Origin of the sequence: Rhizobium sp. Root491 (assembly GCF_001427205.1) — a bacterium.
Classification (GTDB): Bacteria; Pseudomonadota; Alphaproteobacteria; order Rhizobiales; family Rhizobiaceae; genus Agrobacterium; species Agrobacterium tumefaciens.
The window spans coordinates 180,222-203,313 of record NZ_LMFF01000015.1; the positions used below are offsets into that span (position 1 = coordinate 180,222).

General features: G+C 58.5%; 18 protein-coding genes and 1 tRNA gene. 11 read left to right on the forward strand and 8 right to left on the reverse strand.

Features of this window, described 5'->3' with window-relative positions; all coding sequences use genetic code 11:
- Positions 1-74 precede the first annotated feature (74 nt).
- Positions 75-1,004 carry a neutral zinc metallopeptidase gene (locus tag ASD46_RS17560; protein ID WP_003513383.1) on the forward strand — a complete coding sequence of 310 codons (930 nt, stop codon included), beginning with the start codon at positions 75-77 and terminating at the stop codon, positions 1,002-1,004.
- Between the two features lie 40 nt (positions 1,005-1,044).
- Here the strand turns inward: ASD46_RS17560 and ASD46_RS17565 are convergent, their stop codons facing one another.
- The gene (locus tag ASD46_RS17565) at positions 1,045-1,524 is read right to left on the reverse strand and encodes a DUF2938 domain-containing protein (RefSeq protein WP_025594101.1); all 480 of its coding nucleotides are present in this window, start codon (positions 1,522-1,524) and stop codon (positions 1,045-1,047) included.
- A 200-nt stretch (positions 1,525-1,724) separates the two neighbouring features.
- Entirely contained in the window at positions 1,725-3,815 is a 2,091-nt protein-coding gene (locus ASD46_RS17570) for a methyl-accepting chemotaxis protein (RefSeq protein WP_025594099.1), read from the reverse strand.
- A gap of 329 nt (positions 3,816-4,144) precedes the next feature.
- On the opposite strand from ASD46_RS17570, the gene ASD46_RS17575 reads away from it, so the two are divergent.
- Positions 4,145-5,542 (forward strand): MATE family efflux transporter, encoded by a 1,398-nt coding sequence (locus tag ASD46_RS17575; protein WP_003513377.1) that lies wholly within the window; start codon positions 4,145-4,147, stop codon positions 5,540-5,542.
- Positions 5,543-5,581: 39 nt separating this feature from the next.
- On the opposite strand, the gene carA is transcribed toward ASD46_RS17575, so the two are convergent.
- The gene (carA, locus tag ASD46_RS17580) at positions 5,582-6,787 is read right to left on the reverse strand and encodes a glutamine-hydrolyzing carbamoyl-phosphate synthase small subunit (protein WP_035198637.1); all 1,206 of its coding nucleotides are present in this window, start codon (positions 6,785-6,787) and stop codon (positions 5,582-5,584) included.
- A 339-nt stretch (positions 6,788-7,126) separates the two neighbouring features.
- Here carA and ASD46_RS17585 point away from each other — a divergent pair, with 339 nt between their 5' ends.
- The 4 genes from ASD46_RS17585 to ASD46_RS17605 all read left to right on the forward strand — a co-directional run bounded on the left by ASD46_RS17585 (position 7,127) and on the right by ASD46_RS17605 (position 13,509).
- Complete coding sequence (locus ASD46_RS17585) at positions 7,127-7,576, forward strand: GatB/YqeY domain-containing protein (RefSeq protein WP_025594095.1); 450 nt, start codon at positions 7,127-7,129, stop codon at positions 7,574-7,576.
- A gap of 382 nt (positions 7,577-7,958) precedes the next feature.
- Positions 7,959-9,944: a DNA primase gene (gene dnaG, locus ASD46_RS17595; protein WP_003513370.1), complete on the forward strand. Its 1,986-nt coding sequence runs from the start codon at positions 7,959-7,961 to the stop codon at positions 9,942-9,944.
- 394 nt (positions 9,945-10,338) lie between these two features.
- Complete coding sequence (gene rpoD / locus ASD46_RS17600; RefSeq protein WP_003513359.1) at positions 10,339-12,393, forward strand: RNA polymerase sigma factor RpoD; 2,055 nt, start codon at positions 10,339-10,341, stop codon at positions 12,391-12,393.
- Between the two features lie 195 nt (positions 12,394-12,588).
- Entirely contained in the window at positions 12,589-13,509 is a 921-nt protein-coding gene (locus ASD46_RS17605; RefSeq protein ID WP_025594092.1) for a DUF930 domain-containing protein, read from the forward strand.
- 178 nt (positions 13,510-13,687) lie between these two features.
- Here ASD46_RS17605 and ASD46_RS17610 read toward each other — a convergent pair whose 3' ends face one another.
- Positions 13,688-16,240, reverse strand: a complete 2,553-nt coding sequence (locus tag ASD46_RS17610; RefSeq protein WP_025594090.1) for an HWE histidine kinase domain-containing protein — start codon at positions 16,238-16,240, stop codon at positions 13,688-13,690.
- A 253-nt stretch (positions 16,241-16,493) separates the two neighbouring features.
- Here ASD46_RS17610 and ASD46_RS17615 point away from each other — a divergent pair, with 253 nt between their 5' ends.
- Entirely contained in the window at positions 16,494-16,919 is a 426-nt protein-coding gene (locus tag ASD46_RS17615; RefSeq protein ID WP_025594088.1) for a secondary thiamine-phosphate synthase enzyme YjbQ, read from the forward strand.
- Positions 16,920-17,078: 159 nt separating this feature from the next.
- Positions 17,079-17,456, forward strand: a complete 378-nt coding sequence (locus ASD46_RS17620) for a hypothetical protein (protein ID WP_025594085.1) — start codon at positions 17,079-17,081, stop codon at positions 17,454-17,456.
- A gap of 170 nt (positions 17,457-17,626) precedes the next feature.
- Here ASD46_RS17620 and ASD46_RS17625 read toward each other — a convergent pair whose 3' ends face one another.
- On the reverse strand, positions 17,627-18,370 hold the full coding sequence (locus tag ASD46_RS17625; protein ID WP_003513348.1) for an SIMPL domain-containing protein: 744 nt from the start codon (positions 18,368-18,370) through the stop codon (positions 17,627-17,629).
- Between the two features lie 178 nt (positions 18,371-18,548).
- On the opposite strand from ASD46_RS17625, the gene ASD46_RS17630 reads away from it, so the two are divergent.
- Positions 18,549-18,624, forward strand: a tRNA-Ile gene (locus ASD46_RS17630).
- 156 nt (positions 18,625-18,780) lie between these two features.
- Here the strand turns inward: ASD46_RS17630 and ASD46_RS17635 are convergent.
- A complete protein-coding gene (locus tag ASD46_RS17635) occupies positions 18,781-19,143 on the reverse strand; it encodes a hypothetical protein (RefSeq protein ID WP_003513347.1) in 363 nt (120 codons plus the stop codon).
- Positions 19,144-19,354: 211 nt separating this feature from the next.
- Positions 19,355-19,987 (reverse strand): outer membrane protein, encoded by a 633-nt coding sequence (locus ASD46_RS17640; RefSeq protein WP_003513345.1) that lies wholly within the window; start codon positions 19,985-19,987, stop codon positions 19,355-19,357.
- Between the two features lie 386 nt (positions 19,988-20,373).
- Between ASD46_RS17640 and ASD46_RS17645 the strand changes: the two genes are divergently transcribed.
- Both ASD46_RS17645 and ASD46_RS17650 read left to right on the forward strand, forming a co-directional pair.
- The gene (locus ASD46_RS17645; RefSeq protein ID WP_003513344.1) at positions 20,374-20,826 is read left to right on the forward strand and encodes a hypothetical protein; all 453 of its coding nucleotides are present in this window, start codon (positions 20,374-20,376) and stop codon (positions 20,824-20,826) included.
- Between the two features lie 202 nt (positions 20,827-21,028).
- A complete protein-coding gene (locus tag ASD46_RS17650) occupies positions 21,029-21,589 on the forward strand; it encodes a dual specificity protein phosphatase family protein (RefSeq protein ID WP_025594084.1) in 561 nt (186 codons plus the stop codon).
- Positions 21,590-21,688: 99 nt separating this feature from the next.
- Here the strand turns inward: ASD46_RS17650 and ASD46_RS17655 are convergent, their stop codons facing one another.
- Positions 21,689-22,948: an AGE family epimerase/isomerase gene (locus tag ASD46_RS17655; protein ID WP_025594082.1), complete on the reverse strand. Its 1,260-nt coding sequence runs from the start codon at positions 22,946-22,948 to the stop codon at positions 21,689-21,691.
- Between the last annotated feature and the right edge of the window lie 144 nt (positions 22,949-23,092).

Below are 23,092 nucleotides of genomic sequence, written 5' to 3' on the forward strand. Positions count from 1 at the left end.
TTCTTCCGGAACAAGATGTATTATAGTGCCGTTATAAGGTTGCCTGTTGAGGCGACGTTTGCGGAGAGAAAAGCATGGAGTGGAGAGGGCGCCGCCAGTCGGACAATATCGAGGATCGGCGCGGCATGTCGGCGGGATCGGGGCCATCCGGCAACGATCCTTTTTCGCGTGGCGGAATGCGCGTGCCGATCGGGCGCCGCGGCGGCGGCATCGGCATTGGCGGTCTTCTGCTGATCCTGCTGATAAGCTGGGTGCTTGGCATCAATCCGCTGACGCTGCTTTCGGGCGGAGACATTTCACTGGATGGGGGCGGTACCACGCAGCAATCCGGCCAGCAGGCGGGCACTCGGCCGCAGGGCCAATCGTCCGACGAGACGACGGCTTTCGTGCGCACCGTGCTGGCTGAGACGGAAGATACGTGGAGCGGCATTTTCCAGTCCGCCGGCGAGACCTATCAGAAACCGACCCTTGTGCTGTTTTCCGGGCAGGTTGCGTCTGCCTGCGGTTCTGCCTCTGCGGCCAGCGGCCCGTTTTATTGCCCTGGTGACCGCAAGGTCTATCTCGACACCAGTTTCTTCAGTGAACTGGACAAGCGTTTCGGCGCGTCTGGCGATTTCGCGCAGGCTTACGTTATTGCGCATGAGGTGGGCCACCACGTCCAGAACCTGACCGGTGTCCTGCCGGAGTTCAACCGCCGCCGCCAGTCCATGAGCCAGGTGGACGCCAACAAGATGTCGGTGCGTGTGGAGCTTCAGGCCGATTGTTATGCCGGTATCTGGGGCAAGTTCACCGAACAGAAGGGCATTCTGGAAACCGGTGACCTTGAGGAAGCGCTCAACGCTGCCCACCAGATCGGCGACGACACCCTGCAGAAGCAGACCCAAGGATATGTGGTGCCTGACAGTTTCAACCACGGCACGTCGGCGCAGCGCATGGAATGGTTCAAGCGCGGCTTCCAGAACGGACGCGTCGAGGACTGCGACACCTTCTCGGCGAATATCTGAGAATCAAATGAACAAGGGGGCTTTTCAGCCCCCTTTTTATTCAGCGCATCAACAGCGCCACGGCAAACATGCCAAGCGCGAAGATCGTATGGGCGACGAGGTTGAGAAAGCGAACCTTGTTCGGGTTCGGCGTCTTCGATGCCGCCCAGCCGATGCCGAGGCCAGGTTGCAGCAGGAACCAGCCCGCGCCGACCGTGACGATGCCCACGATCCAAGGCTGAATGAAGGAAGGCTCTGAAAACCACGAGGCCGGCACTATCAGGGCGAGAATGATGCCGTAGAGAATGCCGACGGCATAATGCGAGACCCAGCCGAGCGCCAATTCATGCTCGTAAGGTGCGGCCGTCGCGATAGAATCGTGGAATATCCTGCCCTTCGGCACATGCCAGAACCAGCGGCCGACCGGTGCCCAGTTCGGGGCGGACTGGCCGAAAAACCGGTGCAGCACAATCGCCCATATATCCATAAACACGGTGCCACCCACCCCCATGGCAATACCGCGCCAAATCAAATCCAGCATAGATCCCTCCGCAAATCATGATCGACCAAGCTCTAGCTGATCGTGTGAGTGGCGGGAACAGGGTTTTTCGCGTGCTGAGGGCGGACAAGAAAAATGGCCGGATCGCTCCGGCCATAATGAAGACTGAAACGTCTCCTCCGTCATGCCGGACGGGATCCGGGGTAACGGTGCGATTGTCTCACCAGTGAGCTATTTTCGGTCTACGCAGCACGCCCATATTCAGCCTGCCGCCGCGTTGCCGTGGCGAGCTGGAACTGCGCAAGCAATTCGTTGAGCGCCGCCGCTTCCGAGGCGAGGCCGTGGCTTGCCGCAGTCTGTTCTTCGACCATGGCGGCATTCTGCTGGGTGCCCTGATCGATGGTGTTGATGGCGGTGTTGATTTCCTGAAGTCCGGTGGACTGTTCGCGCGACGACGTTACGATGGCGTCGATGTGGCGGTTGATCTCCTGGACTTCGCGCACGATGGTTTCCAGCGCCTTGCCGGCATTGCCGACGAGATCGACACCGGATTGCACCTGTGATGTTGAGGCGTTGATCAGCGTCTTGATCTCCTTCGCGGCATTTGCCGAGCGCTGGGCGAGCTCGCGCACTTCCTGTGCGACGACGGCAAAACCCTTGCCTGCCTCACCGGCGCGGGCGGCTTCCACGCCGGCATTCAGCGCAAGCAGGTTCGTCTGGAAAGCGATTTCGTCGATCACGCCAATGATGTTGCTGATCTCCGACGACGATTTTTCGATGCCTTCCATGGCACGAACAGCGTCCTCGACGATGATGCCGGACTGCTCGGCATTGTTGCGCGTGCGGTCTACCAGACGGCCTACCTCTTCGGCACGGCGGGCGGAATCCTTGACCGTCGTGGTTATTTCCTCAAGCGCGGCCGCAGTCTCCTCGACAGAGGCGGCCTGCTGCTCGGTGCGCTTGGCCAGATCGTCGGCAGACTGGCGGATTTCTCCAGCACCGGCATCGATTGCGCGTGCATTCTGGCCGACTGTGCTCAAGGCAACGTTCAGCTTGGCGACGGAGTTGTTGAAGTCGTCGCGCAAGCGGTCGATGCGGGTCACGAAAGGTGTCTCGATCCGGTAGTTGAGGTCGCCGTTCGAAAGGTGCGTCAGTCCCTTTGCCAGCGAATCGACTGCGAACTGGATGTCGGCCGCGTCTTTCGCCGCCAGTCGTTCGCGGTCGTTGCGCTCCTGTTCGGAAAGCGTGCGGTTCTGTTCGGCGTCGCCCTCAAGACGCAGACGTTCCGTGGCGTTCGATTTGAATACGGCAACCGCCGCAGCCATCGAGCCGATCTGGTCACTGCGCTCCTGGCCGGGAATGGCGACATCGAGATTGCCGGCGGCAAGCCTTTCCATGGCAGCAGTCATCTGCGTGACGGGGCGAACAATGAAACGGCTGAGAACGGTTGCCAGCAGGGCGATCATGATCGCGGCGGCAAGGATTGTCGCGATGGTTGCCGCGAGGCGAAATTGGCCGATCGCGCTGTAGGCGACGTCGGAATCGACAACGAAACCGAGATACCAATCGACCGAGGGCAGACCGGCGACGGGAATGAAGCTGGTGATCTTGCCCTTGCCGTCGATCTCGGTTTGCGAAATCGCGGAAGAAATTGCCGGTGTATCAACCTTGAAGAGATCGGTCAGCGGCTTGTCGACGAATTTCGCATCGGGATGCATGAGGATCTTGCCGTCCTTGCTGACGAGGAAGGCGTATCCATCCTTGCCGGCATCCACCGACTTGATCATCGTTACCAGCGAATCCAGCGAGAAGTCGCTACCCGTCACGCCGGCCAGCTTGCCGTCGATGGACACGGGAATGGCGGCAGTGATGATAAGGCCGCCGGTCGACGCATCGCTATAGGGCTCGGTCAGTACTGGCTTGCCGGCCTTGACGGCGTCCAGATACCAGGGGCGCTTGCGCGGGTCGTAGCCTTCCGGCAATGGCAATTTCGGGAAAGTCGTGAAACTGCCGCTTTCGGCATTGCCGAAATAGGTGGACATGAACTGAGCCGTCAGCACGTCGTTCTGGAGGAACTGCAGTTTGGCGTCGTCATTTGGGAGCTTGGCGAGCGTCTTCGCAACCGTTTCGGTCAGCATGATGCGCCCGTTCAGCCAGTTGGCGATGCTTTGCGCTGCCTGCTTGCCGGACGAATCGATATTTTCCGCCACGGCTTGCGTTGTCACCTGGTGCTGAAGACTGTCGATATAGAAGGAAAAGCCGGCAAAAGCGGCGACGACAAGCGATGACGCCGCAAACAGAATGCGCGTCATGAGATTGGTTTTTTTGGGCAAGCTACACGTCCTTGGAACCAGATGTGCCCATTCGGCTCATCTTGGAAAATAATGGGAAAGACATGCCTCAATGGCGGGAATATTCTGCGTCATGCAGCTTATGGTTTGAAAGAACTTCGCGATATTCTAATGCGTAAAGTGAAATGGTAAAATTCGGCTAAATTTGTTTTATGTCACGCCGTTTCGGCCCAAGTGGACGTAAAATTGCCGTTCTGCGTAAATTTTGATCATTGATCCGCAAAGGTTGCGTGCAGGAAGGGAATATTTTATTCATCACCTGCTGCCATTGCGCAATTCGCGGGCAATGGCCAAAATTCAGGTGAATTACAATGTCTTCGTCGGTTGTTGCAGAAACCGTTCCCTCTGGATCGGGGTCGTGGCTTTCGCATTTCAAGGCTACGCTTGCGCTTGGAATTCCGCTTGTCGGTGCGCAGCTCGCGCAGCTTGGCATCCACACTACAGATATGGTCATCGTCGGTCAGCTCGGAGCTGAGAAGCTGGCGGCCATGGTGCTGGCCGGGCAGTTCTTCTTCGTTGTCTTCATTTTCGGTTCGGGATTTTCCGTGGCCGTGGTGCCAATGGTGGCGCAGGCTTACGGGCAGGGCGATGCGACAGCTGCCCGCCGCTCGCTGCGCATGGGCATGTGGGTGGCAATCGCCTACTGGATTCTTGCCTTGCCGATATTCTTCAACGCCGAGCGCATTCTGGTCTATCTCGGGCAAAACCCCGAAGTTGCGGCGTTGACCGGCCATTATCTCGCCATCGCCAAGTTCGGCCTTTTGCCGGCGCTGCTTTTTTACGTGCTGCGCGGGCTTGTCAGTGCCATCGGCCGTGCCGGTATCATTCTGTATGTCACCATCATCATGTTGGTGCTGAACGGCTTGATGGCCTATGCGCTGGTCTTCGGCCATTTCGGATTGCCGGTGATGGGCATGAACGGCGCGGCCGTCGTCGCCGTCATCGTCAATGCCTTCAGCTTCATCTTCATCGTCGCTTATGTGCAGACGCGTGAGGAAACCAGGAAATACGAGCTGTTCGTGCGCTTCTGGCGGCCGGACTGGCATGCGCTGTTCGAAGTGCTGCGCCTTGGCCTGCCTATCAGCATCACCATCCTTGCCGAAGTGACGCTGTTTGCGGCCGCTTCGATCCTGATGGGACAGATTGGCACCGTGCAGCTTGCGGCGCATGGCATCGCCCTGCAGCTTGCCTCCATCGCTTTCATGATCCCGCTCGGCCTGTCGCAGGCGGCGACCGTGAGGGTCGGTGTCGCGTTCGGTCAGGGTGATTTCAGGAACCTCGTGCGCGCCGCCATCATGGTCTACGCGATTGCCTGCGGCATTGCCGTTTGCGGCGGCATCCTGTTTGCGGCTGTTCCGGAATTTCTGGCGAAGTGGTTTCTTGACGCGAAGTTGCCGGAAGCGGCGGAAGTGCTTGCCTATGCCAGCAGCCTCGTGGTGATCGCCGGCATCTTCCAGCTGGTCGATGGTATCCAGGCCGTGACAGCAGGCTTGCTGCGCGGATTGAAGGATGCGCGCATTCCGGCGATGCTGGCGCTAATTTCCTATTGGCCGATCGGGCTGGCGCTGGCTTGGACCATGGCCTTTCCGCTCGGCTTTGGCGGACGCGGCGTCTGGTTCGGTTTCGTGATCGGCCTTTCGACGGCGGCCGTTCTCCTGACTATACGTTTCGTCATTCTGGTGAAGCGTGAAATGAAAACGGCCCGCTGAAAGCGGGCCGGATATCTTTCCTGATTTTCCGAAGATGTCTCAGCGCTCGGCGAGCGCTGCCTCACCTTGTCTCTCGCGCAGCAGGTTGACGAAGCGGCGGAAGAGATAGTGGCTGTCCTGCGGGCCGGGCGATGCTTCCGGATGGTGCTGGACGGAGAAGACCGGCTTGCCGACGATGCGCAGGCCGCAATTGGTGCCGTCGAACAGCGACGTGTGGGTTTCTTCGACGCCATCAGGCAGCGACTTGGCGTCAACCGCAAAACCGTGGTTCATGGACACGATTTCCACCTTGCCGGTGGTGAAATCCTTGACCGGATGGTTGGCGCCGTGGTGCCCCTGATGCATCTTTTCAGTCTTGGCGCCGACGGCCAGGCCAAGCATCTGGTGGCCGAGGCAGATGCCGAAGATCGGCAGGTCGCTGTTGATGAGGTTCTGAATGACCGGTACGGCATATTCGCCTGTCGCGGCCGGATCTCCCGGACCATTGGAAAGGAAAACGCCATCCGGCTTCAATGCCAGAATGTCTTCGGCGGATGTCTGGGCCGGAACCACCGTGACCTTGCAATCGAGACCGGCGAAGAGGCGCAGGATGTTGCGCTTGACGCCGAAATCCACGCAGACGACATGGTACTTCGCATCGGCTTCACTCAGCGTGCCGTAACCCTCGTTCCAAACCCAAGGCGTTTCCGTCCAGGTGGAGGATTGGCCGGATGTGGCTTCGATGGCGAGGTCGAGGCCGACGAGACCGCTCCATGCCTTGGCTTCCGCCTTTAGCGCCTCGATGTCGAACACGCCGTTGGGATCATGGGCGATCACCGCGTTCGGTGCACCGTTTTCGCGTATCCATGCCGTCAGCGCGCGCGTGTCGATGCCGCAAAGGCCGATGACGCCGCGGGCTTTCAGCCAGGCATCCAGATGTTTGGCGGCGCGGAAGTTCGAAGGGTCGGTGATGTCGGCCTTGAAGATGACGCCGACTGCGCCCCGGCGGGCGGCTGGCGTCAGGTCTTCGATGTCTTCCTCATTGGTGCCGACATTGCCGATGTGCGGGAAGGTGAAGGTGACGATCTGGCCGAGATAGGACGGATCGGTCAGGATTTCTTCGTAACCGGTCAGTGCGGTGTTGAAGCAGACTTCCGCCTGTACCTTGCCGGTTGCGCCGATCCCCGTTCCCTCGATCACTGTGCCATCGGCAAGAACAAGCATTGCGGTCGGTTTGCGGGTAGTCCAGGGCGCTGTCTCGGTCATCTCGTTCCGTTTCTGCCGCTTCGCACCCCGCCTCTTGAAAGGCAGGGGGAGAGGGGCCATTTTTTGTCGCAGGCTTCGTGACATAAAGGGGCGCGCGAAAAACTCGCGTTTTGACCCTTCGTTAAAATCTCGTGCAGGTGCCGGAAAATAACGAAAGCTGCTTAAACGGTCAACCGCAGGCTCGAGATTTACGCGGAATTAAACCTTCGCACATTCAAAGGCTTATGCATTTGATTTGCTAGAGCGGGTTTGCTCGGTTATGTCGTTTCGAAAAATAAGGTGGAAAGTTTCCGTGTCGAGAAGCTGCGGAATGCACTTTCCCAAGGAGAAGAAGAAATGATGCGCGACACGTTCGCTAATACTCTGAAAGACGCGCTGAAGGCTCGTGACGCCCGGCGTACATCGACCGTGCGTCTCATCCAGGCGGCCATCAAGGATCGCGATATTGCCAATCGCGGCGTGGGCAAGGACCCCGTCACCGACGACGAGATCATGCAGATCCTGACCAAGATGGTGAAGCAGCGGGAAGAGTCCGCCAGCATCTATGATGGCGCCGGTCGCGCCGAGCTTGCCGCTCAGGAGCGCGAGGAAATCGTCATCATCAAGGAATTCATGCCGGAAGAAATTCCGGTCGAAAAGGTGCGCGAATTGTGCCAGGCCGTCATCAGCGAAACCGGCGCCTCCGGCCTGCGTGACATGGGCAAGTGCATGAATGCGCTCAAGGAGCGCTATCCCGGCCAGATCGACTTCGCGAAAGCCTCCGGCGTCGTCAAGGATTTGCTGAAGTAGGTTTCGCCCGTTCGGAAAAAGTAAAGGCAGGGCAGCCATGGCTGCCCTGCCTTTTTGCTGCCGACGAAGGCGCATTTCGGCGGATCAAAATGCGGTCACGCGCAGGCGTTTTTCGGGGGACGTGCCTGCGGGCGTCAGCAGCTTTATAAGAATGTCCGGGCGCTGTCTTTGAATATGTTTTATACCTCGGCGACGGTTGGCTCAAATTACAAAAACATAATTTTTTGTGATGATGCGCTGCCATAAATTTGCCCGAAGCGGGCGACAGCGGCGATGCGGTTATAGTGCGATGGCCTGTGAATATCGGGTATTCCGGTTCTTTGGGTTTGGTACTGACCCCTTTCTGCGCTTATATGAAAGACTGGCCTCGAACAGGTAACCCATGCGATTTTCCAATTCTTTTCTCGATGAGATACGCGACCGCGTGAACATCTCCGATGTGATCGGCAGACGTGTGTCCTGGGATAAGAAGAAGACCAATACGCCGCGGGGCGATTATTGGGCCTGCTGCCCGTTCCATGGCGAAAAAAGCCCGAGTTTTCATTGCGAGGATCGCAAGGGGCGATACCATTGTTTCGGTTGCGGTGTTTCCGGCGATCATTTCCGGTTTCTCACCGATCTCGAGGGGTTGAGTTTCCCCGAAGCCGTTCAGCAGATCGCCGACATGGCCGGCATCTCCATGCCGCAGCCCGATCCGCAGGCTGAGAAGCGCGAGCGCGAGCGCACCTCGTTGCAGGACGTCATGGAAATGGCGACGCTGTTCTTTCAGGATCAGTTGCAGACCGCGCTAGGTGCACGGGCGCGGGCTTACCTGCGCGATCGCGGGCTGACTGGGCGCACCATCGAGACATTCAGGCTCGGTTTTGCACCAGATAGCCGCAATGCGCTGAAGGAGCATCTGGCGAGCAAGGGTGTGGCGCGCGAGCAGATGGAAGCCTGCGGGCTGGTGGTGCATGAAAACGTGCCGGTTTCCTATGACCGCTTCCGCGACCGCATCATGTTCCCGATCCTGTCGTCGCGCGAAAAGGTGATCGCTTTCGGCGGCCGCGCCATGGCGGCGGATGCAGTGGCCAAATATCTGAACTCCAACGAGACCGAGCTTTTTCACAAGGGCAACGTTCTCTACAATTTCGCCCGCGCGCGGCGCGCCTCGCAGGCTTCCGGTGGCACCGTCATTGCCGTCGAAGGTTATATGGATGTCATTGCGCTTTATCAGGCGGGTGTGGAAAATGCTGTCGCCCCGCTCGGCACGGCGCTGACGGAAAGCCAGCTTGAGCTCCTGTGGAAAATGTCGCCGCAGCCGATCCTCTGCTTTGATGGCGACGGCGCCGGCATTCGTGCCGCCAACCGCGCAGCCGATCTCGCCCTGCCGCATATCAAGCCTGATCGTTCGGTGAGCTTTGCGCTTTTGCCCGACGGAAAAGACCCTGATGATCTCGTGCGGCTGGAGGGGCGTGCGCCTTTTGACCGTGTGCTTTCCGAGGCAAAACCGCTCGCGGCGATGATCTGGAGCCGCGAGACGTCTTCGGTGACTTTCGATACGCCTGAAAAGCGTGCCCAGCTTGAAAGCCGGCTGCGGCAGATCGTTGCCGTGATCGGCGACGAGGCGGTGCGGCGTTTTTACCAGCAGGATATGCGCGACAGGCTGAATGCCTTCTTCCAGCCGCGTTTTCAGCAGGGCGGTTCGCAGGGTGGAAATTTCCGTCGCGATGGCCAGCAGGGTAATGGGCGCGGGTTCCAGAGGAACGCTTCCGGACGGGGTGGAGCCATGGCTGCGCCGGCCAGTAACATTTCCGACCGGCTTACCCAGTCGGGTCTGGTTAGGGGCCACCAGACCAAGCCTTCACTTCGTGAAAGCGTTCTCGCCATTACCATCGTCAACCATCCCGAACTGCTGCTTGAGGAATATGACGAGATCGCCGCGATCGATTACGAAAACCGCGATCTGCAACGCCTGTGGTCGACTGTGCTGACCTTTGCTGCGGAAAGTGCGGCCGAGATTTCGCGGGCAGGGCTGATCGAGCGCCTGTCGCAGCAGGGTTTCGAGGTGCTTTTGAAAACCATGGACCAGCAGGTGCGCAATGCGCGCCTGTGGACGGCCACGGAACAGGCGGCGCTGGAAGATGCGCGTGAGGGATATGTGCAGGCGCTTTCCCTGCACAAGAGGACTAAATCCCTGCTCTGGCAGAAGCGCGAGCTGGAGCGGGAAATAGGCGAGGCGACGGACGACGAACGCGGCACGCTTCTGGTGCGGGCGCTGGCCGAAGTTCAGCTGGAAATCGGCCGAATGGAAAATCAGGAAGCGATCATCGATGGTTTCGGCGTCATGTCCGGCCGGGTAAAGGGTCCGGCTGTCGGCCATGGCTGAGGACTGCGGCCAAGAATAGAAAGACGTGTGGGGTTGCCTTTTGCTGCAAGCGCCCTAAATAGGGGGTAGTCTGGTGATAACTCGCAAAATGCGGCCCTTTTTATGAATTTCCGTGGCTGTCTCGCCCTCAAAGGCTTGACGGGGCGGGAAATAGCGGGAATCACCAATTCAGGAATAGTAAGGTGGAATGAGCCTTGGCGGATAGAAATTGCATGAGCAAGCATTTTCGGGTGCACTGTCTTTGCATTCTGCCTGAGGCTGCCGTGGTTAATCGGCAATTAAAGATCACTCCGTTAGGTGTCTGACAGTGATTCGCTGTTATCAGCCGGATGCTCTCAAGGCGAACGGCGATGCGGCGGAACAGGTGTTAGCGTCAGGGAAAGCGACGAGATAGATGGCAACCAAAGTCAAAGAAAACGAAGAAGCAGAAAACGAACGCGACGGTGCGACGGACGGTCCGCTTCTCGATCTTTCGGATGACGCGGTCAAAAAGATGATCAAGGCCGCCAAGAAGCGCGGCTATGTGACGATGGACGAGCTGAATTCCGTCCTGCCGTCCGAAGAAGTGACGTCCGAGCAGATCGAAGACACGATGGCGATGCTGTCCGATATGGGCATCAACGTTATCGAGGACGAGGATGCCGAGGAAGCACCGGGCGAAGCCGAAAGCGACGATTCCGATAACGAAGAGTCCGAAGGCGGGGAACTGGCACCTTCCGGCGGTACCGCGCTTGCGACCGCGAAGAAAAAAGAACCGACCGACCGTACCGACGATCCTGTGCGCATGTATCTGCGCGAAATGGGTTCCGTAGAGCTTCTGTCGCGCGAAGGCGAAATCGCCATCGCCAAGCGCATCGAGGCCGGCCGCGAAACGATGATCTCCGGCCTTTGCGAAAGCCCGTTGACGTTCCAGGCGCTGATCATCTGGCGCGACGAACTCAACGAAGGCACGACGCTGCTGCGCGAGATTATCGATCTCGAAACCACTTATTCCGGCCCGGAAGCCAAGGCTGCCCCGCAGTTCCAGAGCCCGGAAAAGATCGAGGCGGACCGCAAGGCCGCCGAAGAGAAGGAAAAGACCCGCAGACTGCGTGCGCCCTCCGGTGACGAGGATGTGACTGACGTGGGTGGCGATGGCCTGCCGCCGGAAGAGGAAGAAGAGGACGACGACGAGTCCAACCTTTCGCTTGCCGCGATGGAAGCCGAGCTGCGTCCGCAGGTCATGGAAACGCTCGACACCATTGCCGACACCTATAAGAAGCTGCGCAAGCTTCAGGACCAGCAGGTCGAGGCTCGCCTTGCCTGCACGGGGACCCTGTCCTCCGGTCAGGAGCGCCGCTACAAGGATCTCAAGGACCAGTTGATCACGGCTGTGAAGTCGCTGTCGCTGAACCAGAACCGTGTCGACAGCCTTGTCGAGCAGCTTTACGATATTTCCAAGCGTCTGATGCAGAACGAAGGCCGGCTGCTGCGCCTTGCCGAATCCTATGGCGTAAAGCGCGACAGCTTCCTCGAGCAGTATCACGGTGCGGAACTCGATCCGAACTGGATGAAGTCGATTGCCAATCTGGCCGCCCGCGGCTGGAAGGAATTCGCCCGCGAGGAAAGCAACACGATCCGCGAGATCCGTCAGGAAATCCAGAATCTGTCGACGGAAACCGGTATTTCCATCGCCGAATTCCGCCGTATCGTTTCCATGGTACAGAAGGGTGAGCGCGAAGCGCGTATCGCCAAGAAGGAGATGGTCGAGGCCAACCTGCGTCTCGTGATCTCCATCGCCAAGAAATACACCAACCGCGGCCTGCAGTTCCTCGATCTCATTCAGGAAGGCAATATTGGCCTGATGAAGGCGGTGGACAAGTTCGAATATCGCCGTGGTTACAAGTTCTCGACCTATGCGACATGGTGGATCAGACAGGCGATCACCCGTTCGATCGCCGACCAGGCGCGCACGATCCGTATTCCGGTTCACATGATCGAGACGATCAACAAGATCGTTCGCACCTCGCGCCAGATGCTGCACGAGATCGGCCGCGAGCCGACCCCGGAAGAGCTGGCGGAAAAGCTGGCCATGCCGCTTGAAAAGGTGCGCAAGGTTCTGAAAATCGCCAAGGAGCCGATTTCGCTCGAAACCCCTGTGGGTGACGAAGAGGATTCGCATCTCGGCGACTTCATCGAGGACAAGAACGCGCTGCTGCCTATCGACGCCGCCATTCAGGCCAACTTGCGCGAGACGACGACCCGCGTTCTCGCCTCGCTGACGCCGCGTGAAGAACGTGTTCTGCGCATGCGTTTCGGCATCGGCATGAACACCGACCATACGCTGGAAGAAGTCGGCCAGCAGTTCTCGGTTACGCGCGAACGTATTCGCCAGATCGAGGCGAAGGCACTTCGCAAGCTGAAGCATCCGAGCCGCTCCAGAAAGCTCAGAAGCTTCCTCGACAGCTAAGCCTTTGCCTGCTTTAAAATTGAACCCGGTCAGTCACCTCTGGCCGGGTTTTTTGTTTCCCGCACTGGCGATCTCTGCGACAAGCCTTATGTGTGAAAACAAAGCGTTCCGCGTTTTCGGAAATGCTCAGGTTCGATTTGGCTCGATAACATGCAACAGGTTTCGGCAAGCAGATGGCGAGGGAAGGGATGGGCGGTGCCCGTCTCCGTGTTGCTGCATCTGGCTGTGGTCGCGATCTTTCTTTTCGAACTGCCCGAACGCATAGCCGAACCGCAGGAGCCGGAAAGCATCAGCGTCGATCTGGTGCCGCCGCCTGAGGAAAAGAAGCCGGAGGAAGCCAAGCCTCCCGCCGCCGAGCAGGCAAAGCAAGAAAAGCCGCAGCCTCCACCGCCGCCGCCCGCTCCGCCGGCAGAGGAGCCGAAACCTTCGCCGCCCTTGCAGGCGACGCTGCCGGCGATCGCCATGCGGCCGGAGGAGACGCAGGCGGACCCAGAGGACAAGCCAGGTAAGGCGGAGGAAGCGGACAAGGCCGAGCCTTCCAAGGAGCCTGAAAGCCAGCCTGAAAAGACGGCTGAGGACAAGCCCGCGCCATCTGCCGCCAACGGCGATCTCAAGGCGTCCGCCGAACAGGGAGAAATTGCGGTTTCACCCGTCAAGCAAGAGGCTGAGCCGGAAGAGGCGCCTGTGCCGCAGGAGAAACCGGCTGCCGAAAAACCTGCCGAGGTGGCAAAGGAGAAGCCCGCGAAACTTCCGGCCGCGAAACAATTATTGTCTTCGTCGCTGCTTTCTCCGGCCCAAAGACGCCAGATGTTTGGTGATCTGCCGCCCCGCCGCCGCATTGTTCAGCTTTGCAGCACGGAGGCTCTTGCGCAAATTCAGGGCGCGGGTTTTGCCGCCCGTGGCATGATACCCTATTCGGATACGGGCGGGAGGATATCGGGGAATTCGATTGATGCTTCCGGCGGCGCATTCAACACCGGCAATAGCTGGCACGATGTGTCTTTTCAGTGCGAGGTCGATCTGGATAACTACGCCGTGACGGCCTTCCGGTTCAAAATTGGGAACGCCTTAACACCGGATGAGGCGAAAAAGCGGGGCTTCACCCGATTTCAATGAAGGCTAGTTTTTTTAAACTTTCGGTTTGCTGACGAAGGTTTCCGTCCGCCACTCCGTCGTCCTCGGGCTTGTCCCGAGGATATGCAACCGACTGATTTCGTAGACGTGTTTAAATCCTTGGGACAAGCCCAAGGATGACGTCCAGTCTGGACATATCTCGGTCAGCAGGGCTGGGAGCTTACACCCTCTCCGTATCACCGACCAACAGCCCGATACCCGCCATCAGCGCATCCTCGTCGTACGGCTTCCTGATAACAGGCACGTTGCCGAAGTCGTCAGGCACCATGCTGGCATCGGCATAGCCGGTGGCGAACAGGAAGGGGATGCCGCGGCGGTGAAGCTCGCGTGCGACGGCGATGGAGGTGTCGGAACCGAGATTGATGTCGAGGATAGCCACATCCGGCACGTAGCTCTTCAGCTTCTCGATGGCCATTGCCGAGGAGGTCGCGGTTTCAATTGTCTTGATGCCGTTGTCTTCCAGCATGTTCTCCACATCCATGGCGATCAGCATCTGGTCTTCTACGAGCAATATTTTCAACGTTTCCTCCCGGTTGGACCGTCTGGGTTGTGGTACGGTGTCATCCTCCGTCTTCATCTCGGAAGCTGTCATGACTGCTGAGATATGGCGGGAGGGCAGGAGAATTTCCGCCTCCAGCCCATCAGGCAAATACCGGATGGTGCTGCGTCCACCCAGATCGTAGGGGATGCTGCGGCTGATGAGCGCCGTGCCGAACCCGGAGCGTGATGGTGTGGGCAGCTTGGTAGGCAGAGTTTCGCGCCAATGTATCAGGCAATCGCGGTTTTCGTCGACTTCCCAGCGCAGATCCAGTTTTCCGCCGGTCTGCGCAAGCGCGCCGTATTTGGCAGCATTCGTCGCCAGTTCATGCAGTACGAGGGCCATGACGGAAAATGCGCGCGAATCGAGCGTGACCTGTGGTCCGGCGAGATCAACAATAGCCTCGGCTGAACGGTGCGGCGACAATTCGGCGTCCAGCAGGTCGCGCAACGACCCGCCGCCTTCACCGCGAATGATCTGGTCATGGGCAAAGGACAGTGCCTGGATACGACCCTTCAGCGCACCGACATATTCCTGCAGGGTTTTACCCTCCTGCGAGGGATTGCCGACCAGCGATTTGATAATGGCGAGAACGTTCTTGACGCGGTGGTTGAGTTCCTCGTTCAGCATGCGCTGGCGCACTTCCGCGCGCTCCCTTTCGCCCGCCATCAGCTCGCTGTGATGGAATGCGACCTCGACCAACGCTATTCTTGCGGCTTCGGCAATTTCCCGGTCCGCATCTGACCATGGCTGCGCCTGCAGGCGCACGGTCTCCTTCCAGATCGCGAAGCTCTTGCGCGGCGTGAGACGATCGCCGAGCGGACCGGTCTCATAGGATTTTTCCGGGTTGCCGGCCCAGTTCAGGTTCTGCACGATCTCCCTGCGGAAAAACAGCAGATAGTCGTTTTTGACCTGCGACAGCGGAATGGCGAGCATTCCGGCTGCGATATCTGCATAAATCTCCGCTTCCGGTATGGCTTGCGAGATGGCATGGGTTGCCCAGACCCTTCCCTCACTGACAGAGGTTACGAAGCGCGCCAGCCTTGGAATGGCATCCGCGGGCGGCGTTGCGCCGTGGCCGTGCCAGTTGTTGTCCACCCAAAGCCCGACGCCGTCGCATGGCATCAGATCGGCAAAATCCTGGAAACTGTCGATCAGCAGTTCCTCGATGTGCGCGTGATGGGCGGCGAGCCGCAGGAAGCGGTCGAGAGCGGCATGGGCGTGGTTGACGGTATCGAGTTTGCGCTTCTGCTTAAGGACCTGCAAATGCATGGAGAAAAACTCTCCAAACATTTCTGCGGCGATCCTGACTGACATCGTCAGAACGCGTGGCGAATAATGGTGGCAGGCGATAAGACCCCACAGGGCGCCATCGACGATCACCGAAATCGACATGGAGGCACCAACGCCCATATTGCGAAGATATTCGCAATGGATGGGAGAAACGCTGCGCAAATGCGCGAATGACAGATCAAGCGGTTCACCAGACACATCGATGGCGGGCAATACGGGAACTCGTATTCCGCTGGCGTCGGAGATGATGCGCAGTGTGTTTTTAAGATAGAGCGTGCGGGCCTGCTGCGGTATGTCGCTTGCCGGAAAATATTGTCCGAGAAAGCTTTCCAGTTCCGGCTGCTTTGCCTCCGACACGACCTTGCCTGCACCGTCATCCTCGAAACGGTAGATCATCACCCGGTCGTAACCCAAGGTCGCCTTTACCAGCCGGGTTGTTCTCGAAATCAGGCTTTCGACCGTGTCTGCCTCGCGAATGCGGTCCACCATCTTGCGTGCGGTGCCAAGCGGCTGGGTCTCGCTCCCCGACGGTTCGAATTCGATGATCGTCGTGGATTTATAGCGGTGGAGCGCAATATCGAAGCTGCGACCATCGCGCAGTTCCATATTGGGCAGCATGGCAGGGCGGGTGGTTCTGCCAGTTACCGTGAGTGCGTTGCGAAGGTCATGGACGAGATTTTTACCAAGCACTTCTTCGGCGGTTCTGCCGTTGATATCGCCATCGACGCGCAAGATCTCGCGACAGTTTTCCGAATGTCGCAGGACCATGCGCATGGCGTTATCGCAAGCGATCAGGCAGCCGTGCGGTTGTATATAACCTGGAATGTGGATGGGTTCGCGGTCGCAATTTGTCAGGTCGACATTATAATCAGTGGATGCCATGAATCTATCTCTCGCACCCTCTGCCTGTCTTGCACTGAAAATAGTTTAGTCGTCCGCAGACGGGAAAGCCTGAATGGTTCATTCTGATAGTGCCAATCCTTCCCCGTTTTTTTGCAACCGTGACGCCGGTATTCCGTTCTATTAAAGGCAGCCGCCATGTCATGGAAGCACGCCTTTTCGCCATCAGTTACAATTCGACATGGTCCAACGTTTGCAGTGCCTAATTTGTTCCGAATTTTCTAAAGGAAATAACGTGCCGCAGAAGAAAATGACCATTACCACCACCCACGGGCAGGGGCTCTACGAATTTACGTCCGAGGCCGAGCGCTTTGCGAAGGAGGCAGGCGTGAACGAAGGCCTTTTGACCGTCTTCGTCAGGCACACATCCTGCTCCCTGCTTATCCAGGAAAATGCCGATCCGGATGTCCGGCGCGATCTGGCGGTATTTTTTTCCCGCCTCGTGCCACCTTCCGACGATGTCTCCATGCGCTGGGTCGTCCACACGCTCGAAGGCCCTGATGACATGCCTGCTCACATCAAATCGGCCTTGACCGCGGTTTCCATCGGAGTACCGATCAGCGATGGCAAGCTTACCCTTGGCACATGGCAGGGCCTTTATCTTTTCGAACATCGCGACCGGCCGCACCGCCGTGAAATCGTTCTGCATATCTCCCCATGATTCCCGTCAAAAGCCCCGACTTTTCCTTTCGTTTTCCCGTTAATGTCTCTGAACGTCTGCTGAACATGCGGTTCTGTCGGCGTTCAGGCGGGCGGGTCTAGGGTCTCGTCAATCGCCGGGGGACGTCCCTGCCGGCGCAGAAACAAACGGAGTGAGTTCATGTTCAGTACCTTCGCAAAAGCCGGCCTGGCTGCCCTCATCGCCCTCGGCGGAATTTCCGTCACCGCTCCAGCTGCTTCGGCTGGCCCGGATGTTCAGCTCAGAGTTCAGGTTCAGGATGGATACGGTCATGACAGAGGCCGCGGTCCGGGCTGGGATCGTCCCGATCGTCCTGGTCCGGGTTGGGGCCGTCCTGACCGCCCGCGTTACGGTTGCTCGCCGCGGCTTGCGGAGGAAAAGGCTAGCCGCATGGGTCTTCGCCGCGCGCGCGTTGTCGATGTATCGCCGCGCCGTGTCGTGGTTGCAGGCTTCGACCGTCGCGGCCCTGACCGCATCTTCTTCGCCAATGAGCGTGGTTGCCCGGTGATCCGTCGCTAAACGGCTGATATTGATCCGCGGAAATCCCCCGCCCTTCGCGCGGATCAAAAAAATGCCCCTCGCTTGTTCTTACAGGCGGGGGGCGTTTCTTTTTGTGGCCTCTCGGGTGGCGGTTGCGCGCAGCCGTTCGGCAAATGCGGGCGGCGGGCAATGCCGCCGCTCCGACTGTTTTATTCGCCCAGGGCGAAGGTGACGTTGACCACCACGCTGTAGCTGTTCTCACCCGAAGCGATCGGCACGCTGTCGGCCTCCTTCGCCATCGAAGCGCGCATCATGGTCTGCGGCACCGGCATGGGGCGCTGCATGTTCTCGCTGATCTGGATCACGCGTCCAAGCTTCACGCCCGCCGCTTCCGTCAGCGTTTTCGCTTTGGCCAGCGCATCGGCAACGGCTTGCTTGCGGGCCTCGGTCACGGTTGCTTCCGGCTTGTCATTGGTGAAGGTAATATCGCCGCCTTGGTTGATACCGAGCTTGACGGAGGTATCGAGTATCTCGCCCAGCTTCTTCAGGTCGCGTACGCGCACGGTCAGTCCGTTGGAAACTTGATAGCCGGTAATTTCCGGTGCGACGTAAACGCCGTCTTTCGGTTCATAATGCTTATAAAGCGGCTGCACGGAGAAATTGCTCGTCTGCAGGTCGCGGTCTTCGATGGCGGACGCCTTCAGCGATTTCAGAACCTCGGCGAGCGCCTTGGAATTCTCTGTCAGAGCCGCAGCCGCCGTTTCCGCCTGCTTTACGACACTGAATGACAGGATCGCCATATCGGGCGCGATTGCCGACTGGCCTTCGCCGGAAACACTGATGGTTGCTTCGCGCGGAGTGGCATCCTGCGCAAGAGCATTACCGGCAAGCGGCATCATTGCTGCTGCGGTCAATGCACTAAGTGCGAAAAGGCGGGCCTTTGTCGTCGTCATGGTGTTTCCTCGTTGATTGTGTCCCTTTGCAGGGTATTGCCTTAGATTGTGAAGCTAATACGGCAACGGCAGCTTGCGATAGCATCAATGGCTTGTCGGGCCGTAAAAATTACGTTAGAGCGTGACCCACCGGATTCGAACCATTGCGAAGCCGGTGTTTCGGATAATTTTTCCGAAAGGGCCTGTAGCTCAATGGTTAGAGCCGGCGGCTCATAACCGCTTGGTTGGGAGTTCGAGTCTCTCCGGGCCCACCATTTTTCTTATATTTTGAACGAGTTGGTGCGATTCCGTATAGCAAGTCGACACGTCATCGATCATTGCGCATTCCTTGGTTTTTGCTCATCGAACAAAAAATCCGACCAGCCATTTAGACTGATCGGATTGTTCATTACGGACTTTCAGCTATGGGGTCAGTCGCAGACCCGCATGCTTTCGGTGTGCCAGCCGCCATCATAGGAATTGGGAACGCGGCGGTCTTCGAACCAGCAGCGTGGGCGGGGCGGCGGCGGTGGCTCGTAGTAGCGGGGACCGCTGTTGCCGCCGTTAGCGATTGCGCCGCCGATCAGGCCGCCGATAACGCCTGCAGCCAGTCCGCCGGCAATCGCAGCACCATCATTGTGGCGGCGGTGTTCGCGATAGGGCGGTGGGGGCGGGCCGCCACGGTCGTAGCGCGGACGATAGGGATAGTCCTGCGCGGCAGCGGTGCCGTAGGACGCGAAGACGCTGCCGGTGGCAACCAGCGCGGCAAGGGTTGTAAGAATGATCTTTTTCATCGAGGGCTACTCCATAAGCCTGCTTCGGGAGATAGAGGCTCATTATGCCCGCATGATGGCACGGGCCGGCTGAACGGTCCGTAAATATCTCATTTTTGCGATGTTCACATTTCCACGTTTTTAGAGTCTCAGGGCGAAGCTGGTGCGGCGTTCCGACAAAGAAAAAGCCCGGCACTTGGCCGGGCTCTTTTGCTGACGTTTGTCGACGCTATCAGAACTTCACACCAAGGCCGACCTTGACGGTGCTCTGGTCGAAATCGGTGTTGACGCCGAAGATGTCCTTGTCGCCATAGTCATTGTAGCGATATTCAATCCTGCCGAACACATTGTCGGTGAAGGCATAGTCCAGGCCAGCGCCGACGGTGTAACCGTTGAACGTGGTGCTATCCTTGCCGGCGCCAGGCGTTTCGATGAAACCGCGCGTCGCTGTCCAGCCGGCGGTACCATAGATCAAGGCACGGTCGAAAGCGTAACCGACACGGCCACGAACAGAGCCCTGCCAGTCGGTGCCGATGTTCACGCCGGCATAGTCATTGTCGTTCCAGTTATAATCTACATCGCCTTCGATACCGAGGACGAAATTATTGTCGAACTGGTAATTGTAACCTGCAAAAGCGCCCAGAATGCCGCCATCGAAACTATCCGACGCGACGGGGCCGCCAGCCGAAAAATCGCCGTTCGCCCAGCCTGCGCCGCCTTGAATACCAAGATACGGACCAGACCAGGTAAATACCGGCAGGGTTTCCTGCGCGACTGGAGGCGCCGGGGTTTCGTAGACGGCATCCGCAGCCATCGCGGTGCTGGCGGACAGGGCCAAGAGTGACGTTACGATCAGCGTTTTCATCGTTTTTCTCCCTGAGCTGATTGACTTCTATAACATATATTAGGTGCATTTAATATGGGTTGGAGATCGGCGGTTCCAAGGGGCAGGTTGTTCCCTCGAGTTGCCGGCCTCCCTTGCCCAAATCGCGACGTTTTTTACCGCCCCGTCATGCTGTTCTGATGCGGCGAACGCCTTCAACGGCGTTTGGTTCCTTTCGCCGCCTTGTCAAAGCAACGGGAGCGGGGTCACGCTTGGTTGTCTTGACAGCGGGGGGCACGACCATAGAGTTGTGCCTGTCTGCGGCAACGCCGGTGCTTCGACACCTCGATAGGGCTGATGTTGCGGGCAGGAATGGGCAAGGGAGGACAGGATCGCATGCGGGTTAGTTTTCATGGGGGAGGGGCGACGTGATTGTCGGAGCCGTTCTCAGTGCCATTCTTCTTCTCACCCTCATCGCGTTTCCGCGGCACCTCAAACCGGTCGTCATCTGCCTGCTGTTGATCTGGGGAACCACTGCCGCCTTTGTCATTTACGACTGGCAGCGCGGTAGCCAGCGGCTCGACCATGTGATTGCGACGGCTAGCTTCGATGCGGCGTGCACGGATGCGGCATTGCCGATCCGCGTCAGCTTCCGCAACGACAATAATGTTGCCGTGCAGCGCCTGACCTATACGCTTGAAGGGTTCGAGCCTGCCTTCCGCGCCTCCGTCGCCTTCGATCCCTATCAGGTGAGTGAAAGGCGGATCGAGGCCGGGGAGACCTTTGCCGCGTGCCGCTCTTTCCGACTGCGCAACAATGAAACGGTAGATCCGCAACGGCTGGAATGGCGCGTCACCATCGTTTCTGCGGAATTCGATTGAACGGCTGTCGCTGCTTCCGACCCTCACGGTTTCTTGAACATTTTCGTGCTGTCGCCTGAACCCCTTGTTTCGCAAGGGGTTCGTAAAGGTGCCCGCGTCGTTGCCGGCCACGCCGAGGCCGCTTTCGCCGCTGCGGGACTTGTTTTCGCCGATTTGCAATGCCACCTGCCCACCCGTCCGATGAATGTTGCGGGTTTAGGTTTTGCGTATAGTTCTGAAGTTTCTGAAAATTGCCGCCATTGGCCTGGTGGCTCTGCCGGTTTTGGCCGGCGCGCATATGGGCATCGGCCAGCTGACCGGAAATTTTCACGAGGTCATTCCCGGCGAACTTTATCGTTCGGCCCAGCCGAGCGGCAAGGACATCACGGCCTATGCCAAGGCCTACGGCATCAAGACGATCATCAATCTGCGCGATGAAAAGCGTGAAGGCTGGTATGACGCCGAAAGCCAGGCTGCGAAAAACAACGGCGTCCGGCTGATCGATTATCCGCTGAGTTCAAGCGAGAAGGTCTCGGTGGAGGAAGCGGAAACGCTCGTCGCCGTGCTGCGCAACGCTGAAAAACCGATCCTCATCCATTGCGAACACGGCGCCAACCGAACCGGGCTCGCCTCCGCGATCTATGTGAGCGCCGTTGCCGGCAAAAGCGAGGCTGCCGCCGAGTTCCAGCTTTCACCCTATTACGGACATGTGCCGATCCCGGGTATCGGCCGTTATGAAATGTACCAGTCCTGGGATGATTTCGAGGAAACTATCGGATTTTGAGGCGCCTCGATATGCCGACACCCCGGATTTGATCCGGGGTCCAGCATGATCACGTCCGGCATGACGGAGCGTGTCAGATGCTTCATTCTTGAAGCGGCCTCAATAGGAGCCGCCGCCTTCCTTGATCACTTTCGTCAAACTTCCCGTTGCCGGAAATAGCGGGATCAGGCAGGCCTGAAGCGCGTGGTAGATGTCGCCCTTGCCGGGGAAAAGCGTGTTGGCTGGAACCAGATTTTCCGTCAGCTCCTCGTGCCAGCCGCCATTGTCGTGGTCGATGAAATTGTTGGCGATTGTGCTCCAGATGCGGCGGTAGCTGTCTTCGTAGAATTCGTCCGCCGGCAGATTTTCGTTGAGGAAGTGGGCTGCACCCGCCGCCTCGCACATGGGCCACCAGAGCTTTGCCGTCTTGTCGGGATTGTCGTGCCAGTCGAGCGTATAAAAGAAGCCGCCTTTTTCGCGGTCCCAGCCAAGCGCCATGGATTGCACGAAGAGCGATTTTGCCGCCACCGGCATCCAGTCATGGCTGCGTTCGCCCAGCACCCACAATTGCAGGATGAGGCGCGCCCATTCCAGCCAGTGGCCGGGAGTGGAGCCGGAGGGTCGGAACATTTCGTTGCCACGATACTCCTTGTCGAGCGTCCAGTTCTCGTCAAAATGCTCCGGCACGCGGAAATCCAGCTCACCGGCGCGGCGTCGGATGACGAGATCGGCGATGCGTTCGGCCTTTGTCAGGTAATTGCTGTCGCCGGTCGCCTCGTAGGCGGCCATCAGCGCTTCGGTCAGATGCATGTTGGAATTCTGGCCGCGATAATTGTCGATGGGTGACCAGTCGCGGTTGAATTCCTCGGCGATAGCGCCGTGTTTTTCTTCCCAGAAACGCGTTTCCAGAACCTCGGTGATGTCGGCCAACATCTTGTCAGCAAGCGGGTGGCCGACAGTTTTGGCGGAGGAAGCGGCCAGAAGCACGAAGGCGTGGCCATAACCCTGTTTGGTGGCGTCCACCGGGCCGCCATCGTTGACCTGCCAGAAATAACCGCCGTGCTCGCTGTCACGATGATTGTTCCAGAGGTAGGTCATGCCGTGGTCGACAATATCGCCGCAGCCCGGCCGTCCGAGCAGGTGGCCGATGGAGAAGCAATGCACCATGCGTGCGGAGGCATGGATGCCGCGCACGGGGTCGTTTTTCTGCAGCGGCGCACCCTTGGCATCGAGATCGAAGAAGCCGCCGGCCGGATTGACGGCGCGGTACTGGAAGAAGTCGAAAAGCCCATCGGCCTGTTTGACCAGCCACTGGCGATGCCATGGCAAGGTGTTCCAGTTCCGGTTGTTGTGGTCGTCCTCGGGCATTTCGTCCTCCATGCGGTTTGCTGCTTCGGCTTATATCCTTGCTGCATAAACCTGTCATCTGTCAGTGAAATTTCGTAGTCTGCCGCAACGACGCAAAGCCATACCTATACCTTGAAGATATATTGACATAAACATATCTTTATGTGACTTGACGGC